Annotated in this window: 22 protein-coding genes and 1 pseudogene; 10 read left to right on the top strand and 13 right to left on the bottom strand. The window is 26.2% G+C overall.

All coding sequences use genetic code 11. From position 1 onward, the window contains the following. Window position 1: 1 nt before the first annotated feature. Window positions 2–199, bottom strand: coding sequence for a multidrug transporter (locus KGF41_RS21045; RefSeq protein ID WP_413840309.1), 198 nt, complete (start codon window positions 197–199; stop codon window positions 2–4). A gap of 243 nt (window positions 200–442) precedes the next feature. Between KGF41_RS21045 and KGF41_RS02660 the strand changes: the two genes are divergently transcribed. Next, on the top strand, window positions 443–916 hold the full coding sequence (locus KGF41_RS02660) for a DUF2798 domain-containing protein (RefSeq protein WP_227829956.1): 474 nt from the start codon (window positions 443–445) through the stop codon (window positions 914–916). Between the two features lie 366 nt (window positions 917–1,282). Further along, window positions 1,283–1,405, top strand: a complete 123-nt coding sequence (locus KGF41_RS20815) for a hypothetical protein (RefSeq protein ID WP_255287797.1) — start codon at window positions 1,283–1,285, stop codon at window positions 1,403–1,405. A 46-nt stretch (window positions 1,406–1,451) separates the two neighbouring features. Here KGF41_RS20815 and KGF41_RS02655 read toward each other — a convergent pair whose 3' ends face one another. Continuing rightward, a complete protein-coding gene (locus KGF41_RS02655) occupies window positions 1,452–2,663 on the bottom strand; it encodes a diaminopimelate decarboxylase family protein (protein WP_227829957.1) in 1,212 nt (403 codons plus the stop codon). 488 nt (window positions 2,664–3,151) lie between these two features. Here KGF41_RS02655 and KGF41_RS02650 point away from each other — a divergent pair, with 488 nt between their 5' ends. Next, window positions 3,152–3,754 (top strand): flavodoxin family protein, encoded by a 603-nt coding sequence (locus KGF41_RS02650; RefSeq protein ID WP_227829958.1) that lies wholly within the window; start codon window positions 3,152–3,154, stop codon window positions 3,752–3,754. Window positions 3,755–3,895: 141 nt separating this feature from the next. Here KGF41_RS02650 and KGF41_RS02645 read toward each other — a convergent pair whose 3' ends face one another. The 3 genes from KGF41_RS02645 to KGF41_RS02635 all read right to left on the bottom strand — a co-directional run bounded on the left by KGF41_RS02645 (window position 3,896) and on the right by KGF41_RS02635 (window position 7,334). Next, entirely contained in the window at window positions 3,896–5,644 is a 1,749-nt protein-coding gene (locus KGF41_RS02645; protein ID WP_227856323.1) for a cell wall-binding repeat-containing protein, read from the bottom strand. A gap of 249 nt (window positions 5,645–5,893) precedes the next feature. Next, window positions 5,894–6,355, bottom strand: a complete 462-nt coding sequence (locus KGF41_RS02640; protein WP_227828541.1) for a methyltransferase family protein — start codon at window positions 6,353–6,355, stop codon at window positions 5,894–5,896. 88 nt (window positions 6,356–6,443) lie between these two features. Next, a complete protein-coding gene (locus KGF41_RS02635; RefSeq protein WP_227828540.1) occupies window positions 6,444–7,334 on the bottom strand; it encodes an MBL fold metallo-hydrolase in 891 nt (296 codons plus the stop codon). Window positions 7,335–7,481: 147 nt separating this feature from the next. Here KGF41_RS02635 and KGF41_RS02630 point away from each other — a divergent pair, with 147 nt between their 5' ends. The 3 genes from KGF41_RS02630 (at window position 7,482) to KGF41_RS02620 (ending at window position 10,332) form a co-directional block, all read left to right on the top strand. After that, entirely contained in the window at window positions 7,482–8,342 is an 861-nt protein-coding gene (locus KGF41_RS02630) for a YitT family protein (RefSeq protein ID WP_227828539.1), read from the top strand. An 800-nt stretch (window positions 8,343–9,142) separates the two neighbouring features. Continuing rightward, window positions 9,143–9,709 (top strand): TerD family protein, encoded by a 567-nt coding sequence (locus KGF41_RS02625; protein ID WP_227828538.1) that lies wholly within the window; start codon window positions 9,143–9,145, stop codon window positions 9,707–9,709. A 41-nt stretch (window positions 9,710–9,750) separates the two neighbouring features. After that, the gene (locus KGF41_RS02620; protein WP_227828537.1) at window positions 9,751–10,332 is read left to right on the top strand and encodes a TerD family protein; all 582 of its coding nucleotides are present in this window, start codon (window positions 9,751–9,753) and stop codon (window positions 10,330–10,332) included. A 281-nt stretch (window positions 10,333–10,613) separates the two neighbouring features. On the opposite strand, the gene KGF41_RS02615 is transcribed toward KGF41_RS02620, so the two are convergent. The 3 genes from KGF41_RS02615 to KGF41_RS02610 form a co-directional block, all read right to left on the bottom strand. Continuing rightward, complete coding sequence (locus tag KGF41_RS02615; protein ID WP_227828536.1) at window positions 10,614–10,835, bottom strand: hypothetical protein; 222 nt, start codon at window positions 10,833–10,835, stop codon at window positions 10,614–10,616. Between the two features lie 300 nt (window positions 10,836–11,135). Further along, complete coding sequence (locus tag KGF41_RS20810) at window positions 11,136–11,261, bottom strand: hypothetical protein (protein ID WP_255611301.1); 126 nt, start codon at window positions 11,259–11,261, stop codon at window positions 11,136–11,138. Next, window positions 11,242–11,856: a class I SAM-dependent methyltransferase gene (locus tag KGF41_RS02610; protein ID WP_413840481.1), complete on the bottom strand. Its 615-nt coding sequence runs from the start codon at window positions 11,854–11,856 to the stop codon at window positions 11,242–11,244. The genes KGF41_RS20810 and KGF41_RS02610 overlap by 20 nt, the downstream gene beginning before the upstream one ends. Window positions 11,857–13,124: 1,268 nt before the next feature. Here KGF41_RS02610 and KGF41_RS02605 point away from each other — a divergent pair. Genes KGF41_RS02605 through KGF41_RS02595 form a run of 3 tightly spaced genes read left to right on the top strand, consistent with a single transcriptional unit; the run spans window position 13,125 to window position 14,623 of the window. Next, entirely contained in the window at window positions 13,125–13,898 is a 774-nt protein-coding gene (locus KGF41_RS02605) for an ATP-binding protein (protein WP_227856322.1), read from the top strand. Next, a complete protein-coding gene (locus KGF41_RS02600) occupies window positions 13,891–14,484 on the top strand; it encodes an accessory gene regulator B family protein (protein WP_227828534.1) in 594 nt (197 codons plus the stop codon). Before KGF41_RS02605 ends, KGF41_RS02600 begins: the two co-directional genes overlap by 8 nt. A 1-nt stretch (window position 14,485) precedes the next feature. After that, entirely contained in the window at window positions 14,486–14,623 is a 138-nt protein-coding gene (locus KGF41_RS02595; RefSeq protein WP_227828533.1) for a cyclic lactone autoinducer peptide, read from the top strand. A gap of 87 nt (window positions 14,624–14,710) precedes the next feature. Here the strand turns inward: KGF41_RS02595 and KGF41_RS02590 are convergent. From KGF41_RS02590 to KGF41_RS02570, 5 genes and pseudogenes are all read right to left on the bottom strand, one after another. Beyond that, window positions 14,711–15,507 (bottom strand): annotated as a pseudogene (locus tag KGF41_RS02590) (N-acetylmuramoyl-L-alanine amidase). 70 nt (window positions 15,508–15,577) lie between these two features. Continuing rightward, a complete protein-coding gene (locus KGF41_RS02585) occupies window positions 15,578–15,763 on the bottom strand; it encodes a phage holin family protein (protein ID WP_227828532.1) in 186 nt (61 codons plus the stop codon). 119 nt (window positions 15,764–15,882) lie between these two features. Further along, window positions 15,883–16,449, bottom strand: coding sequence for a hypothetical protein (locus tag KGF41_RS02580; RefSeq protein ID WP_227828531.1), 567 nt, complete (start codon window positions 16,447–16,449; stop codon window positions 15,883–15,885). A 446-nt stretch (window positions 16,450–16,895) separates the two neighbouring features. Beyond that, a complete protein-coding gene (locus tag KGF41_RS02575) occupies window positions 16,896–17,171 on the bottom strand; it encodes a heavy metal-binding domain-containing protein (protein WP_227828530.1) in 276 nt (91 codons plus the stop codon). Window positions 17,172–17,397: 226 nt separating this feature from the next. Next, complete coding sequence (locus KGF41_RS02570) at window positions 17,398–17,985, bottom strand: LysE family transporter (protein WP_227828529.1); 588 nt, start codon at window positions 17,983–17,985, stop codon at window positions 17,398–17,400. A gap of 107 nt (window positions 17,986–18,092) precedes the next feature. Between KGF41_RS02570 and KGF41_RS02565 the strand changes: the two genes are divergently transcribed. After that, window positions 18,093–18,980 (top strand): LysR family transcriptional regulator, encoded by an 888-nt coding sequence (locus tag KGF41_RS02565; RefSeq protein WP_227828528.1) that lies wholly within the window; start codon window positions 18,093–18,095, stop codon window positions 18,978–18,980. Window positions 18,981–19,015 lie beyond the last annotated feature (35 nt).

Genomic DNA, 19,015 nt, shown 5'->3' with positions numbered 1-19,015 from the left:
CTCAAATTGGCGAAAAAAATGCTGCTACTACAAAAGTACATCCAAAAATCATACCTGAATACTGTTGTATTAAGCCTACATCAGTTACACCCAACTGCTTAATATATAATGGAAGTATAGGTGCTATTTGGCTCATACCTATAGAACTAAAGAACATCCCTATCCAACATACAAATAAATTTCTTTTCCACAATTCCATATAGAACTACACCCCCTAAATTTTAAATTTCTTTGACAGCACTATAATTTTATTACCTTATACTATTAATTATAAAGTTTAAAAAACTTAATTTCCATGGATATCCATAAAAATAAAAATATTTTATGGATATTTCTATCTATTTCAAAAATAAATTTCAAATTTTTAAAAATTTACTTACGACAAAATTTTTCTTCATGTATAATCCTAATAGAAATAAATTACACTTGGAGGTAAATGAATATGCCACAAAATAGAAAAGAAAGTTTAATATTTACAGTGATTATGTGTGCCTTTATGGTATTTTTTATGAGTGTCTATAATGTCTCTTTGCATGAAGGCCTTTCGCTAGAAACTGTAAAAAATGCTTGGATGAGTTTTCCACTAGCATATGTAGTAGGTATGATTTTTGATTGGTTTGTTGTTTCTAAAATTGCTAAAAAAATCGCATTTCGCATTGTAAATCCAGAAAGTAGACAAATTGCAAAGGCCATTGTTATATCAAGTTGTATGGTATGTGGAATGGTTATATGTATGTCTTTATTTGGAGCCATTGAATCAGTTGGTTTTTCTAGTACAATCTTATTTGTATGGGTTGTTAATATATTCAACAACTTTATTATTGCATTGCCATTACAACTACTAATTGCAGGCCCTTTAGTGAGATTTGTTTTTAGGAGGTTATTTCCTGAAGGAACAATTGTAGATTGTTTATAACTATACAAAACTACATAAGACTTTATACTATAAGTATACTTATCCCAAATCAAGCTACTACACTATACAATAATTTTTAATTAGTGGCAAATAAATTTGTTACCAAATTTATTTGCCATCAAATTCATCGTTAATTATATTTTAGATTTATGAAATTCCATTCAAATTTATTAAATTTAATTTTCACATTATGTTCAAATTCACTCTTGGCAATGTATTTTTCATTTTGTAGAATCAAGTAAAAATTTTATTATATAGTAGACTCCCACTATTTTCATACTTACTCCCCTCTAAAAATAAAGTATGCTTATCATAATCAGTCATTACCAGTTAATCTATGATATAGGTGACAAATTAAATTCTTTTATGAATATTTTAATAGGTACTTTCGATAATTCTGAACAACACGAGGAATTACAAAATAGAAGAATCAAATTGACTTCTTATGAGATTCCAAATGGTTATGATAAAATAGCTTTTACTTATTAAAAATTAGGAAATATAGAATATTCCAGTTTGAAGATTTCAGAAAAATTCACTCAATCCACCCATCTTTTTTTTTATAATATTGTCTAGGAAATTCATAGTTTGAAAACATTAATGGAGATAGAGAATACGAGTAACTACCAGCATTATTAATTGAAACCACATCTCCTATAACTGCCTTTTTTAATTTAACATTATTGGCTAATACATCTAATGATGTACAAAGATTTCCAACTATTGTTACATACTCTTCTTCTTCTGAACTACTTAATACTGAAAAAGAAAATGCATGATTTGATGTATATAATGGTTCTTGCCCTTCTAATTCTACACCACAAGTTACTTTCTCAATTAAATTAGAAATAATAGGTCTCATAAATCCATTAAGACCATTTCTTACAACAAGATACTTTGTCCCTCTTGATACCTTAATATCGACAATTTTAGTATAGTAATTGCCTGATGTGCAAACTACAAAACGACCTGATTCAATAAAGAGTCTAGCCTTTAATGTATTTGCATTAGTAGAAACAATCTTTTCAGTTAATATCGAAAGCTTTTTAAAATTAACTGGACTTTCTTTAAGATTGTCATATGCTACTCCAATACCACTACCAAAATTTATAAACTCAATGTTTATATGTTCACTTTTATTTAAATTTAATGCTATGAGAAAACATTTTTCATAATAACATCCTAACTTTTCAAAATCTAACACTTGAGATTTAATATGTATATGTATCCCAACTACAGATATATAGTTACAAAGATTTAATATTTTAAAAACATTATCTATATCTTCTATATCAATACCAAACTTGCTTGATATAGAGCTATCATCATCCATAGTAAAATCAGGATTTATTCTAAGACCTATTTTAATTTTTTTATTATGTTTTTTTGATATTTTATTTATAAGTTCTATTTCTGTTATACTATCCGCAATAATTATACACTTATCTAAAACAGCTTCTATATCTTCCTCTGTCTTTCCTGGTGCAGAATAGTAAATATTATCTCTAACCACTCCACATTCTTTTGAAATCAATACTTCTTTCATTGATGCCGCATCTGTTCCAAACCCTTGTTTAGCAATACTTTTCACAATTTTATTATATGGATTTGTTTTTATGGAATATAAAAAGTCAAAACCTAAAATATTATTTTTTAACTCCATACATCTTTCGATTATATTAACCTCATCATATATATAACATGGTGCATGTTCTTTTATAAAGTTATATTCTTGATTTAAATACATATTTTATACCTCCATGGTTATAGATGATTTTATTAATTAAGTTCCTATACTAATTATAATATATTTTACTATAGAAATAATTTATTTCAACTTTGTTACAGATTAAAAAAGTATATTGTTGTTAATGTATTCTCGTAGTATCCTAAGTTTATATTAAACTTTAAAATTGTGAGGTTATATATGAAATTTTTAATAGTCTTTTTAGCATATTTTTTAATGTATATTTTACTGGTACGTATTGGAAAAAGAATTAATAAAGTATATCCATACAAAAATCATATTTTTACATGGATGATTTTAATTTTACTAGCATTCTACATAGTTACTAATATTGCTAGTTTTCTAAAAGTACTTCTTTAGACTATTGGTTTTAAACTACCAAATAAAATAAAAATCATTCTATGTAATATATATTTAAAAAGTTTTTATAAAATCTAAATATTACTATATGATTAAAAATTATTTTAAAATAATATGGAGGTGTTAATATGAAAGTATGTATTCTTATGGGAAGTCCTAAGAAGAATGGCAATACAGCTTCTATTTTAGAGCCATTTATAGAAGAACTAGAAAACTATAATGCAAATCTTGAAATGTTATGGTTATATGATTATCAAATAGAACCTTGTATTGCCTGTAAAAAATGTCAGAAAAATTTATCTTCTTTTGGATGTTGTCATGATGATGATGTTCATAAAATTTTCAAAAAAGTTCTTATGTGTGATTTGATTATTCTTGCAACTCCAATTTATTCTTGGTATTGCACTGCTCCAATGAAAGCTTTGCTCGATAGATTGGTATATGGTATGAATAAATACTATGGTGATGAAAAAGGACCAGCACTATGGTCAGGAAAATCACTAGCACTTATTACAACTTGTGGATATAGACCTGAAAAAGGAGCTGATATCTGGGAAGATGGTATAAAGCGTTATTGCAAACATTCACAGTTGAAATATATAGGAATGCTTGTTGAACGTGATTTAGGTAAACCTAATTTTATGGATACTGAAAAAGAAGAACACTCTCGTCAATTTGCAAAATATATTTGTAACATTGTACATAATTCATTTAAAGCAGATAACTATTAACTATACTACAATAAAATACTATTTTTTTGAGACACAATTTTTTATTTACAGTTATCTAAATTTTATAACTTAATAATACAAATAAAACAAATAAAGCTTATATAATTTAAAAATTATATAAGCTTTATTTCCACCTGTATTTTAGTTTTGAAATGATATATCATTTATACCACTATTTTTCACCTCTATAATTGGATGTCCATTACCTAAAGTATAATCATTAGACCAACCTTCTGGTAACTTGTTTAATCCTCTATCACCCAATTTTAAGTGTAAATTTGATGGTTCTTTTTTTAATTTTAATTTAAATACACCACTAAATATATCTGTGTCATCTTTCCCAAACACGCTTATATTTCCATTTATATTTGTAGCAGTTACCTCAACAACACCATTATTAGCTCTAAACTTTATTTCAGACAATATAGATTCAGCAACTACATTTGAAACTCCATTATTAATATTTATATTAAAAGGATATGTTATATCACTACCTTCAACTTTTACAGTTCCATTATTAACATTAATTGTAGCTCCTCCTTTGATATTATAAACTCTTACTGACCCATTTCCAGTATCTATCTTAAAATTAGAATAAACTCTATCAGGAAGTCCTATCTTTAATATATTTACCATCTTATCTTTACTTGCATTTATAATATTATCACCATTCATATCTTCTACAGTATTATCTGTATTTTTTTCTATTTTTTTCTTAGCACTTACAACCATCTTACCATCTTTTACATTATTAGAAGATTCTTCTTTATTTAAAGAAAAAGTACAATTTTTTTCATTGCTAACACTAACATAATCAAATTCAAATTTATTAGTATCTGTCTTTTCAATAATTACACCTAAATTATCCATCTCTATAGACATTTCAGATACTTCATTTCCATCAATTGTAGTTAAATGTTTTATTATATTTGGTGTTATGTCCATGTCACTATACTCTGCTATATCTAAACATTGTTTATATGTATTTGAATCGATTCCTCCAACTTTAATTATACTTTTAGCTCCTTTTAATATGCTTTTATTACTTCCATCAGCAACTAAAACGATTGGTTTTTCTTTTGCTAGAGGAGATAATGTCAATGCATCTATTAATTGATATCCTTTTGTTATGTAAAAACCATTTGCCCCATTATAAAACTTTTCTATTACTTTTTTATTAGTTTCAAATCTATCATTTCCCCCAACTCTAGTTGCATTGGTCTCTTTTATTAACTTTTCATCTATTGCAGAACTACCTCCTATAGCATAAACACTTAACTCTTTAGTACTAAACGGAATTTTTTTACCATCTGTAAGTATTATTGGCACCTTATTTTTTGCTGCTACAGGTGCTATACTCATAGCATCAGCCTCACCGACAAATCCATTTGTCATCATAACTTCTTTTACTTTACTAACTTCATTTATTTTTTTTGCTACATTGTAACTAGTTTCAATTCTACTATTTCCACTTATTCTTTCTACTTCAATATTTTTTCTTTTTATATCTTTTTCTACTGAATTATCAATTGTATTATAACCACCAATTATATATACTTTTTTTACGACATTCAAATTCTTATTATTTAATCTATTTAATGTCGCATTTGGCAGTTCATTTTTTTTAGTTAAAAGTATTGGAGCATTGATAGTACCTGATAGTCCACTTGATGAAAGCCCATCAGATAAATTTTCATCTCCATTAACTAATATTACAGTGTCATAAGTCTGCTTATCTGCTATAAGTCCTGCTGTTTCATATCTATCAGTTCCTATTATAGAATCCTCTTTAATTTGTGCACTTGCAGTTAAACTATTAAAAAGAAATAGAGTCAAAGCCAAAGTTGATATACCTATTTTTTTACTGAATTTTTTGAACTTTTTATTCATAATCCCTACTATTTCCCCCTTCTTATAATTAATTATTTTTTTAATTTTTATAAATTTACCTCTTTATTTACAAATTATAGCATAATTTTATAATTAAATAGCTATTCTCTTAAAATTATTTAATATAAAAAAGCTGTATTTCTATTTATTAATTAATAGTCAAGTAAGTAATAAATAGAAATACAGCTTAAAATATTCGACTTTTTACCAAGGTTATTTCATCTGATTAATAAACTAGAAATTTACACTTTACCAAATATAAGGTATAATACGATATTTCGTTTTTTGACAATATTCCTTATATCCATCAAGTTCAGCACTAAGTAACTTCTCTTCATCTAATATCCGAAACACAATTATTATGCATAAAGTAATTGCAGCAATCATTCCCCACCATGAATTCAGTGCTAGAGGTGTAAAAAGTATAATTAATATAGCACCTAGATACATAGGATGTCGCACAACTGAATATGGTCCATCAGTAATCACTTTTTGATTACTCATAACAGTTATAACTTTTGATGTAAAGGAATTGTATCGAAAAACAAAGAATACAATTATAAATCCAATTAAAATAAGTACATCTGATATTATTGTCAAAATAAGTGGAATACTAGACCAAGCAAAGCGGTTATCTAGAGCTGGTACTCCTAGCAATCCAAATAAGAAAAGAAATCCAGCAATACTTTGACCAAGTATTTGTTGTGGCAATTTGATGGCAAATTTTATTTTTATCTCTTTTTTTCGAAGATACTTGTATTAAAATATTTTTATTGCATAGTTTGATATTTTTCAGTATTTATACAGCTTTTATCATCATCTTGCCACCATCAAATACATATTCAACCATATTGTGTTCATATAAATATGTTATATAAGAACGTATTGTACTACCAACTAGAACGTATTGATTAGCATCTAATTTAACGTTGTACACATCACACATTTTTTCAATGACTTCATCAATCATAATTGGTTCACAACAAACCTTTTTAATATTAGATATTATCTCTTCCATCTTTTCTTTATTGACATCAATTAAATCTTGTATACTTGTAGTCTTGACAGAGTGACTTGGAACAAAAAAATCTGCATCAAGAGTTTTCATTTTTTCTAACGTTTTAAATTGTAAATCTATATCCAATAAAAAAAAGAAATGATATTTACTAATTATATTTTCTGGTGTAAGGCTATCTGCAACAAACAAAACATTATCTGGAGTTCTAACACCAATCATTTCAAAATAATGACCAGGAAGAGAAATCGCTTCAAGTTCTGTATCTAAAATTTTCCCATTTGAAGGTATAATATAATCAACTTCACTCTCTTTTGCTAATAAAAATTTATTTTTTAATGCTTTACTTGGATACCCTCCATACAAAAATGCTGATTCTAATATTGGATTTTCTGTAAAGTATCCTTCTATTTTAGTTGTAGCAATCTTGCATTTTGTTTGATTTTTCAAATATGCATTCCCTCCTATGTGGTCTGCATTTGAATGAGTGTTTATTATTAGTTTAGGATTTAAATTATGCTCCTCTAATAGTCTAAGAACTTGTCTGGCTGTATCTTTGTTATTTCCACTGTCAATTAAAATTGCATTATTTCCATCTACATATACACCTACTATTGTAGGAAGTGGGATATAATATGTATTTCCTTCTATATGTTCTAAAGTCAGTTTAGCCATTTTATAACCTCCCTTAAATTTATTTTTAATTATAGCATTAATTTTCAGAAAATTCCAATCAAATTATTTTTATAATATGTTTTTATTTTTTTTATTAAAAATTGGAAAAACTATATGATATATATTATAATCTATATATAAGGAGTGATGTTATTGAAAAAAGATAGAATAACTTTTTCAGAAATTTTAATATTAATTGTAGGCTGTATATTAATGGCAATTTCTCTTAACATGTTTTTTAATCCACATGCAATTGCTGCTGGTGGTATAACAGGTCTTGGAGTTGTTTTAAATTCATTATTTGGTGTACAACTTTGGATTGTCAATTTACTTTTAAATATACCTCTATTCATATTTGCTTACAGAATACTTTCAAAGAAAGATTGCTTTAAAACAGTCTTAGGTATAATTTTTCTTACTATAGCACTTAAAGTTACTGCAAATATGACTACACTAGATATTACAAATGATATGTATCTTGCAATTATATCTGGTTCTATTTTAATGGGAGTTGGTCAAGGCCTTATTTTTAGAATAAATGGCTCTACAGGTGGAACCGATTTGATGGCACTCCTATTAAATAAATATTTTCCTACACTTAGTATCCCTGTTTTGATGGGTATTGTCGACTGTGTTGTAGTAGTACTATCGGGAATAGTAAATAGACAAGTTGAGATTGCACTTTATTCAACTGTAGCACTATACATTTTAGTAAAAATTAGTGACTTACTTATTGAAGGATTTAATTATTCAAAATCATTTACTATTATATCTGACCTTTCATCAGACATAAGTAAAAGAATAATGGAAGATTTAGATAGAGGCGCAACTATTCTAAAAGGCGAAGGTGCTTATACTGGAGAAAATAAAAATGTACTTTTGGTTGTAGTTGAGAAAAAAGAAGTTGTTGAACTAAAAAAATTAGTGAAAAGTGTCGATCCTAATGCATTTATAATAATTACAGATATACATGAAGCTTTAGGAAATGGATTTAAAAAAATAGAATAATCACAAAAACAAATAGCAAGCATAAATTTCAGATATAAAAAACTTATATTTTTATATTTGAAAATTGTGCTTGCTGTTTTTCATACAATAAACAATCAAAAAATACACCACTTAGATTTAATTTTAAATTTATCTCATTGTGCTAAATTTGCATTATTTATTAGTTTAATATCTATATTTTATATACTTTCCTATCAATATAAATTTAAAATAGATTAATTACATTGACACAAATCTGTATAAAATATATGTTAAATTATCTACTACTATAATAAGTAATTGTAATTTACATATAAATTACGATTACTTATCTATAAATTTCTTTTTTATCTTACTATCAATGATAGGTATAGGAATTATCATCCCAATTATACTGATTAAAAGATTAATCAAACTTAAGTATTCAGGTCTAATTTTTATAAAAATTTTATTCAAACATACAACAATTACTAAAAATAATCCTATAATAATCCATATATATCTCCCAACTTTATATAAATTTCTATACATATAATCTTATCTACAAACTACAAGTTTTTATAATTATTATTCTCCATTATATCATTTATTGAATTTTTTAACAATTAAACGAAATATAAACTTAAACACCTATGCAATTACTAATTATAAAGTATTTTAAAATTACACAAGACCTATATTTATGGATTATAAGATATTTATATAATAAATGATTCATAAATATAGCCAAATTGGTCTAAATATGTATATAATAAAAATAATATGATGATTATATTTAACACTGTCAATAAAACTAAAAATATTAAAAAGGAGAACTTAAAATGAGTGTTAATTTACAAAAAGGACAAAGAGTAAGTTTAGTAAAAGATGCTAATCCTGTAAAAAATTTAGTTGTAGGATTAGGGTGGGATATGAACAAACTAGGTAAGAAAAACTATGATTTAGATGCATTTGCAATAGCATTAACTAATGAAGATAAAATGAAATCATCAAAAGACTTAGTTTATTTTGGACATCTTAAACATCCTTCTAAATCTATCATACATACTGGTGATAACTTAACTGGAAGAGGCGAAGGAGACGATGAACAAATAAATGTTAATTTAGGTGAGATACCTGAATATGTACACAAAATAGTTTTTGGAGTTTCTATATACAGAGCTAAAAAAAGAAATCAAGATTTTGGCCAGATGAATAATTCTTTTATAAGGCTAGTTGATTCAAATTCTAGACAAGAATTATTTAAATATAACCTTCAAGAAGACTTTTCTGGTAAAGTAACAGTTTTGGCAGGCGAAATTTATCGCAGAAATGAAGAATGGAAATTTAATGCCCTAGGAATTGGTCAAAATGAAGAGCTTCATGAATTAACTGATATATATCGTTAATACTAACTATAATAAAAAATTTATAAAAGGAGTTGTTTTAAATGGGTATAACTTTAGCAAAGGGACAAAAAGTAAGTTTAACAAAAACTAACCCAGGTCTTAAAAAAGTAATGGTAGGATTAGGATGGGATACTAATAAATATGATGGTGGTTTTGATTTTGATTTAGATGCTTCTGCATTTTTAACTGGAGCTGATGGTAAGGTAACAAATGATGGAGATTTCATATTCTATAATAATTTAAAACATGCTTCTGGAGCAGTTGAATACATGGGAGATAATAGAACAGGAGTTGGAGATGGTGATGATGAGCAAATAAGTGTTGACCTATCTAAAATACCACAAAACATTGCAAAGATATCATTCACTGTTACTATAAATGAAGCTACTACAAGAAGACAAAACTTTGGACAAGTTGAAAATTCATATATAAGAATTTATAATGAAGAAACTAATGAAGAGCTTATCAAATATGAATTAGGTGAAGATTTTAGTATAGAAACAGCAATAGTGGTTGCAGAGTTATATAAACATAATGAAGAATGGAAATTCAATGCCTTAGGTTCTGGTTTTGAAGATGGTCTTTCAGGATTATGTGGAAATTTTGGTGTTAATATAGGCTAATAAGTAATTTAAAATAAAAAGGATATTTTTAAATTATATTAAATTGATTTGTTAATTTTAAAAAAATACAAGTATTTAAAAAGTTTTCAAAATACTCTTTGACCATATAATACTTAGTAAAAAAATAGAAATGTGCTATTAGCACAACTCTAATAAGTATGTTTTCTGTTTTTAAGATTTGTCGTAGGATATTTACGTATTCTACGGCTTTCTTATGCGTAAATCTTATCAACAAAATTAAAGTACAAATATCCAATTTACCACAAATACAGTATCCTCATTCAGAATAATCCACTTAGAGTTGTCTTGGTCTTTTTTGTAGCTGTAGTAGAATTGTGAAAACCATACTTTCTACGTATTTGCTGAGTATCTAATCTTGCTGATGGTATCTTTCGTATTATCCTACAAACTCGTCTTCTTAGCTTAAATGTTAGTAGAGTACCATAACCTTCTCGTTTTGCTGTAATATTAAAATAACTCTTTCCTTTTGTTTTCGCATTCATGTTTTATTGTGTCAAAATTTTTATCATATTCCTATTTTAAAATATAGTCACTAATCTACCTCATCAATCACGATTTTAGAAAGTGGTGAAAAAAATGAGAAGATAAATTATACATAAGTTACTTTGATGAAAATAAGGAGAACAAAAACCAAGTGGCATTCCTTTGACAGAATCCTATCAGGATGAACAATATATCACTACTTTTCTTCCAAAGCCTAAATACATTTCCACAATTTATACATATTTTTATAAATAACAACAAAGGTAGTATCTATTTATTTATAAATACTACCTTTTAATCTATTCATCTTCTTCTTGATAACTTTTTATCCATTCTTCTAATACTTCCATTTTATAGCCACTTAAATCTTCTTTCTCATATAGTTTTGTATAATAAACATATATCTTATTTCTTGAATATATCAATCGCATGACTCGTAATACCCACTAAATCTTCACGCTCACAAGTAGCAAAGTGATATTTCAAATACAATTCAAATATTTCATCGTCCATAGCATCTACTGCTTCACGCATAAATAAGGAACAGCCGTCTGATGCAACATAGTGCAGTCTTGATACATCAAATACAGACATCAAATCGTCGATGTTTTCTTTACGTACAAGTTCAAGTAAATCCTTTGGCTGGGACTTGGTAGCAAATGTTTTGGAATCAAGCAATCCATTTTTAATATATTCGGCGACACTGATATTACCACGCTTGAACCCTTCGTCAAATAGACAACCATCAGATATGACATACGCGGCAAAAACTACGCCTCCCTGTTTTGTTACACGAATTGCTTCGTGCAAAGCTTGTTGATTATCTTCTGTGCTATAAATATGATACAGCAGACCTAACAGTAATATAACATCATATTGATTGTCTGAAAAAGCAGACAAATCCATAGCGTTACCCTGAATAATAGTTATATTTTCATCTGGTTGAGTATTTTGATGGAAAATCTCTATATTATGTTCAACTAATTCTACCGCATCAACGGCATATCCCTGACGTGCCAGCGAGTAAGTATTGGTTTGTTTCCATATTGCCCACCTTTCTATATTGGAAAATATAAATACTCTACTGTGCGCATTGTTCGACTAATGCGAACAAATACAACTCAATTTTCTCTCATTCTAATACATGCCAGTGGAAATGTCAAATGGCTCATTTCGTATCACTGTGCATAAGCCTTTTATTCATTCGGATACCATCTTACCTTTTGCAGATTGGACAGCTCATAAAAAAATGTAATCTCCATCGGCTTTTCTAGCTGGAAAAAGGAGTAAATAACCGCTGAACTTTACTATATCATATAATTTATGTTCTTAAGAAGAACGATTTGAATCGATTTTAAAATATGTTGAGTAATGCTCTTGATAGTTTATGCATTAATGAATTACAAAAAAGAAACACATCTATAAAAAATATGCTTTTGTTATATATTAATGAAATTTTCTAATACAGCTATAACATGTCTTATATTTTAGCATGGTAGTTTTTGTTCATTTTATTAGTACAACTTCTACTATAGTTTTATGTGTTTCTATTAATAACCATGTATATATCAAAAATTTTATACATATTTACACATATATAGTTAATATTTAACAACATTATCCCTAACTAATATATTTTATGATATAATTATTATAAATTTTCAAACCGTTTTTATATATAAAATTTATTAGTTATGGAGATTACTACAATGTTAAATATATCATTTTTAATTACACTTTTATCCTCTATTATAGAAATTTGGGTATGTAAAAAAGTATTTGATTATACAAGTAAAATAAAAACAAATTCAATGAAATTAAATATTTCTTTTTTAATTGCTGTTTTTGTTCTTATTTTTATTTTTTATTTAAATATTGACCCTAATATTAGAGTTTTGATATGTATTATTTCAACTTATAGTATTTACAAATTCAATTATAGAGTTAACTTTACTAAATGCCTAATAGTTGTATTTTCCTATTGGATGTTGTTAATAGGAATTGACGCATTAACTATGTCATTAACATTGTTTATAAATAATTTGGATAGTATGAATATCTTGTTAGAAGAAAATTTTTACAGATATGAATGCTTATTTATATCAAAAGTATTCTTATTTTTTATGCTATTTATCTACAAAGTTTCTTTTAACAGTGTAAAAATTGGCAAAAAGGAAATTTATTTATCTATTCCAATAGTAAGTAATTTGATATCCTTTATTATATTCTATAAATGTATTTTTTCATTTATAAATATTTCTTCTTCTACAAAATTTGATATTATGATTATGGCATTATTATTAACAGCATCAAATATAGCACTAATTGTTGGCATAATAAAAATGCTAAGAGATAATAAAAAATATCTTGAATTATTGAAATTACAAGAAAAAACAAATCTTGAACATAATTATTATCAAAATGTAAAAAATAACTATATAAAAACAAAAGAATTATATCATGATATGAAAAACCATATTATCTGTATAAAAGAAATGAGTAAAAATAATTACGATACTTCAAACTACATAAAAAATCTTGAAAAAAAGCTTGATGAATATAATAATATGTTTGATACAGGAAATATAGCACTTAATATTATACTCAAAGAAAAAAAGGAGCTTTGTATAAAAAAAGAAATCAGATTTATAACTGGTATAGATTTTTCTCAATGTAATTTTATCAATGAAGAAGATGTCTGTTCCATATTTGCAAATGCTATAGATAATGCAATTGAGGCTTGTGATAAAATAAAGAAAGGAAACAAAAGTATTTCATTACAGGGAAGATTAATAAATAATTTTTTTGTAATAAAAATTAGTAATACTAAATCCAATGTTATTATAGAAAAAAAGAAGAATTTCATTACTACCAAAAAAAATAAAGAATTTCATGGACTAGGAATAAAAAGTATAAAAAATACTTTAGAAAAATATGCTGGAACAGCCACTATAGAATTTACGGATACTATGTTTTCTTTAAATATATTAATACCACTTAATAATCCTTATTCAAATAATAGTGACATTACTAAAATGACAGAAAGTAAATCTTATGATTAAGTTTTTTTCTGACAAAGTATCCTATTTCTTTAGTTCAAAACAAATAATAAATGAAAATGATTTAGAAATATGTTCCTATGGATTACAAATCATATTTTCTCTATGTATAAATACTACAATATCATTACTAATAGGTTTATTATTAAATAAAATTATTTATACTATAATATTTTTAGTATCTTTTTGTTCAATAAGACAGTTTTCTGGAGGATTTCATGCAAAAAGTAACAGATTATGTATTATTACTTTTACTAGCATCTTTTCTCTATCTATGGTTTTTGGAATCGAATTAAACAAACTTAATACTTTCCCTATATATGTTATGTTGATATCTACTTTAAGCTTTTTATGTATATATTTACTTGCTCCAGTTTGCCATGTTAATAATCCATTGAATAAAAATAGATATAAAAAAAATAAATTTTTTTCTAGAGTTATATCTATAATTCTATTTATAATAATTCTTATAGGTTGTGTCTATACTTTTATTTATAACTACATTATATATATTTCCTTAGCTTTATTTTGGGTAAGTTTATTATTAATTATACAAATATCTATAAATATAAAAAACAAGGAGTTATAATATGAATAAAATTTTATGTAAATTTATGAAATTATTTGGAAGTGTAGCTATAGCTATAGCTTTCATATCTGCAAATACGACATCAGTATGGTATATTAACCAACCAGAAATGCCCAAAAGTTTAAAAGATAAACTATAAAAAACTAAAAAATAAGAACTTATTTAAATACTTAATTAATAAGTTCTTATTTTTCTATACTTTCATATGGATTTATTATAAAAACCTCTAACTCAATAATTTTTCTTTTACAAACTCTCTAGCTCTATCTATTATTGACCACACATCACTATCATATATCTGAGTAAATTTTTCTCCTGTAATCTTACTCAAGTCTTTAGCTTTATTGCAAGTTACTCCACCAATTACATACAGATTTTCTGTTTAGTGCGGTTTATACTCTTTTATATCTGTTACTAGATAACTTTCTTTTGCTCTTTTATAATATAGCGCTAAAATATCTGCTGATACTTTATAATCATCAGAATAAACTATTGTATGTTTATATATCTGCTTAACTACCTTATTACTTATAGTTTTATTTAATGTACCTTCTCCATGCTTTCATATCCAAGTTTCCTTGCTTACTCATAATCATCTTTATTATCACAAAAAAACTTTCAATTAATACTGATATATACTTTGAACTATTTAAAATATATAAACTTTTATCTAATTTAGCACCTCTATTTTTAATTCTTACATATTCTAGTTGCATACTCTAGACATTTATTACTATAATATAGAACCTCTGAACTTTCTCCTTGACCATCACTTGCATTTAAATGTAGTTGTCATATCCTTCACTATTAACTCTAGGTATTTTAAGATTTTTTATCACTCTTAGTTTTAAACTATCTTTCAGGACATATTATTACATCTACTTTATATCCTTCTTTTATGAATGTATCTACTAATACTGATGCCAATGACTTATTATATTGATATTCGTTAATCACTTCATCAGTGAAAGTAGATGCCCCATTTTTTAAAATACTGTGTCCTACTGTCATACATATTTTCATTATTTATTTTCCTCCTTTAACTGCTTGTAAGTTTGATTTATACCTATTGATATGCCACACAAATTACACCTTATAAGACTGCATCAGCATTTAATTCTAACATCCATACTAAGAAACCTACTCCAAGTATTAGTAATATAACTGGAATATACTTATTATATAATTGCTTATATTTCTTAAAACCAAACCTTAAAACATTAAGAGCAACCACTAATAAAAGCAGTTGCTCTGGTATAAAACTTATTAAATTATTCATTTTTATCCCCTGCAAAGTATAAAATTCAACTTCAATGGTCAATATCCTTCAAAAATTATTCCACAGTTACAAAATAATACAAACTTTCACTAAAAAAAGAACTCTTGTTATTGAGTTCTTTAATACGCTTTTATGGGTATCCTAAATTCTTTTGTTTCCATATTATCAGCTGATAATACTACTTCTATATACGCTTCTTTTTTAAGCATAACACAATTTTTAAAATTAAATTGTTCTATTCTAAAATTTATTCCTTTATGAATTGTAGTATTATCTTTTGGGTGCCATCTAAGCTCTTTATTTATTTGTTCAAAATTATTATTTTCTCCAATATCTACTTCCATATTAATAAATTTCAAACTTAATATAGGGCTTTTTGCAACAATAGTACTTTTATTTTCTATTACAAAATCAACTAAGTTGTTACTATGAATTTCGGCATAAACATTAGATTTATCATCTATCTTATTTGAATTAAGTCTAATATATCCATTACCATTTTCATAATAATCACCAGCCATATTATTCTCATTATTTCTTCTATATTTTAATATCAATTTGGCTTGTTTATTAGATTCCATAAAAGCCATAATTGATATAATTAAGGCTGCTATTGCTGCAAATGATGCAATTACAGAAATTATATTTACATAGTTACCAAGAAATTCATTAAACTGATTGAGCATATCTTTTTCTCCTTAAAAACATTCCTTTATCTTATTATAGTTGTATAATATTTTTTACATTTATTTTTAATTTATTACACAAACTTCTTGTATAAAAAAAGACCATCTATAAAGATGATTCTCTAGACTAAGTATCTATGTTTTTGTTTATACTCTGTAACAGCATCATTTCATGCATCTTGCTCTCTTATTCCCTTTTCTCTAGCAATTCTTTGTGCTATATTTCTAACTAATTCAGCACTTTTTAATATTCCTATACTAACCACTTCCTTATCTCTATTCTACATTATACCATATAATAGAGAATAAAGCTAATTCCTATTAAGTTCTGTTACTCTATTTCATAAATTCAAAAACTTAATCTCATAACATATTTACCATTCTCATTTTAATTTATTGTATAAAAAAGACCATCTACTAAGATGACCTTTTAACTTAATCTATTTTTATAAAGTTTTTACAGCAGTTCCATATGCAAATATCTCAACAACCTGTTTTTTACTTGCAAATCCATCTGCTACAGCAATACGATATTCAAATTGACAATTAATTATAGCATTTCCACCTAACTGTTCACATTTTTTCTTTAATTGTTCCTTTACTCCTTTAAATGCTGAGTTTGGGTCTGCACTTCTAAAAATACCTTCCTTATGAGAGTCTATTGCAAATATAGCATCTATAACCCCATATTCTTCTTTAATATCTCCAGTACTTATAATCATATTTATATCCTCCAATACCTTTTTCTTTAATAGTAGTCTAAATTATATGATATTTCAACAAAATCAATAATACTTTTCTACTACCTTAAAAAATTTAAAAAACCAGCTTACTGAAAAACTAACCTTTCCAAAAGAGGAGATGCTAATAGTATAAATCTAAAATTATGATTATAAAATTTAGAACGGTTAAACTTTCTAAATTTACTTACAATTTTTATGTAAAAAATTATGCCAAAATTAACTTTAATGCACTCCAAACAAGTATCAGTGCCATAGTAATGTTAAACACCCTATAATATCTGTTGATATATTTTTTCAAAAATCCTCCTGCTAGAGCCCATGTTATGGTTCCAGAAATTCCTACAATAGAACTACAAATAGCAGTTACCAATAAAAATACAATCGACTTTGACACAGGAATTACATATCCCATATAAACAGTGATACCATACAAAATAATTTTGACATTGACAAATTGTAGAATAAATCCTGACCAAAAAGATTTTGTTTGTGTTTTATTTTCATCATTTGGTCTACTCTTCGCAACATGAATTGCCAAATAGATAATATATACAGCTCCTATGTATTTCATGGTATCAATTAATGTTGGAATAAACTTTGACAATCCAAAACATCCTAAAGCACATATAATCATAACACACACAAATCCAGCACTAATACCTATAATCATTGATTTTCCTTTTTGCCATCCATTATTACTTATTGTATTTAATGCAAGAATGTTATTTGGCCCTGGTGTAAAACCTGTTACAAAAGCATAAGGTAAAAAAGATAATAAAATTTCACTCAACACTTGTAATCACACTCCTTTTATATTATAATACTTTAAATTAAATATTTAAACAAATCGAAATATTTAAAGTTATACTTTAAAATTATTGAACTATACAGGAGGAAAACATGTATATTAAATACCTGCAAACTTTTAAGACTATTGTTGAAGAAGGTAGCTTTTCAAAAGCAGCAGACAAACTGAATTACACACAATCAACAATAACTTTCCAAGTACAACAGTTAGAACAGGAATTATCTGTACATCTTTTCGAAAAAATTGGAAGAAGGATGGTGTTGACTAAGATAGGAGAAAATCTAATCCCATATGTTAATGAAGTGCTCTCTTCATTTGATAAAATGAAAAACTTTGGTACAGACCTTTCTGAACTACGAGGGGATTTACATATTGCAATCGCCGAAACATTACTTTGTTATAAAATACCTACAATACTAAAACAGTTCCATGACCTTGCACCAAATGCTCGCTTGTTTCTTCGCTCAATGAATTGTTATGATATAAGAGATTCATTACTATCAGGAAGTATTGATTTGGGACTATTTTATCAAGACATTGGTGGAATTGGAAATTCTATTTATACCTATCCAGTTGGAGAATACTCACTTACATTAGTGTCTTCACCAAAGATAAAAAATCAGTTTCCAGATTTTATTACTCCAAATCAACAATTAAAAATACCATTTATAATAGATGAGAATAACTGCATTTTTAGACAGATATTTGAGACATATTTACGAGAAAAGGATATTACTTTAGACCATACAATTGAACTTTGGAGTATCCCAACAATTAAAAATTTAGTGAAAAATGATATGGGTATATCTTATCTCCCCACATTTACGATAGAAAGTGAAATTAAATCAGGAGATTTATGTGAAATTAAAACAGATTTAAGTAGTAAAACTATCACAGCTGTATGTGCACATCATAAGAATAGATGGATTAGCCCTCTTATGCAGTTATTTATTGATTTAGTTACTGCAAATGAAAAATAGTAAAACAATAAATATATAAAAAAAATAAATATGAC

Source organism: Clostridioides sp. ZZV14-6150, from assembly GCF_020657875.1.
Classification (GTDB): domain Bacteria; phylum Bacillota; class Clostridia; order Peptostreptococcales; family Peptostreptococcaceae; genus Clostridioides.
The sequence above is the reverse complement of the archived record's forward strand: the minus strand, read 5'-3'. Positions and strand labels throughout refer to the sequence as shown.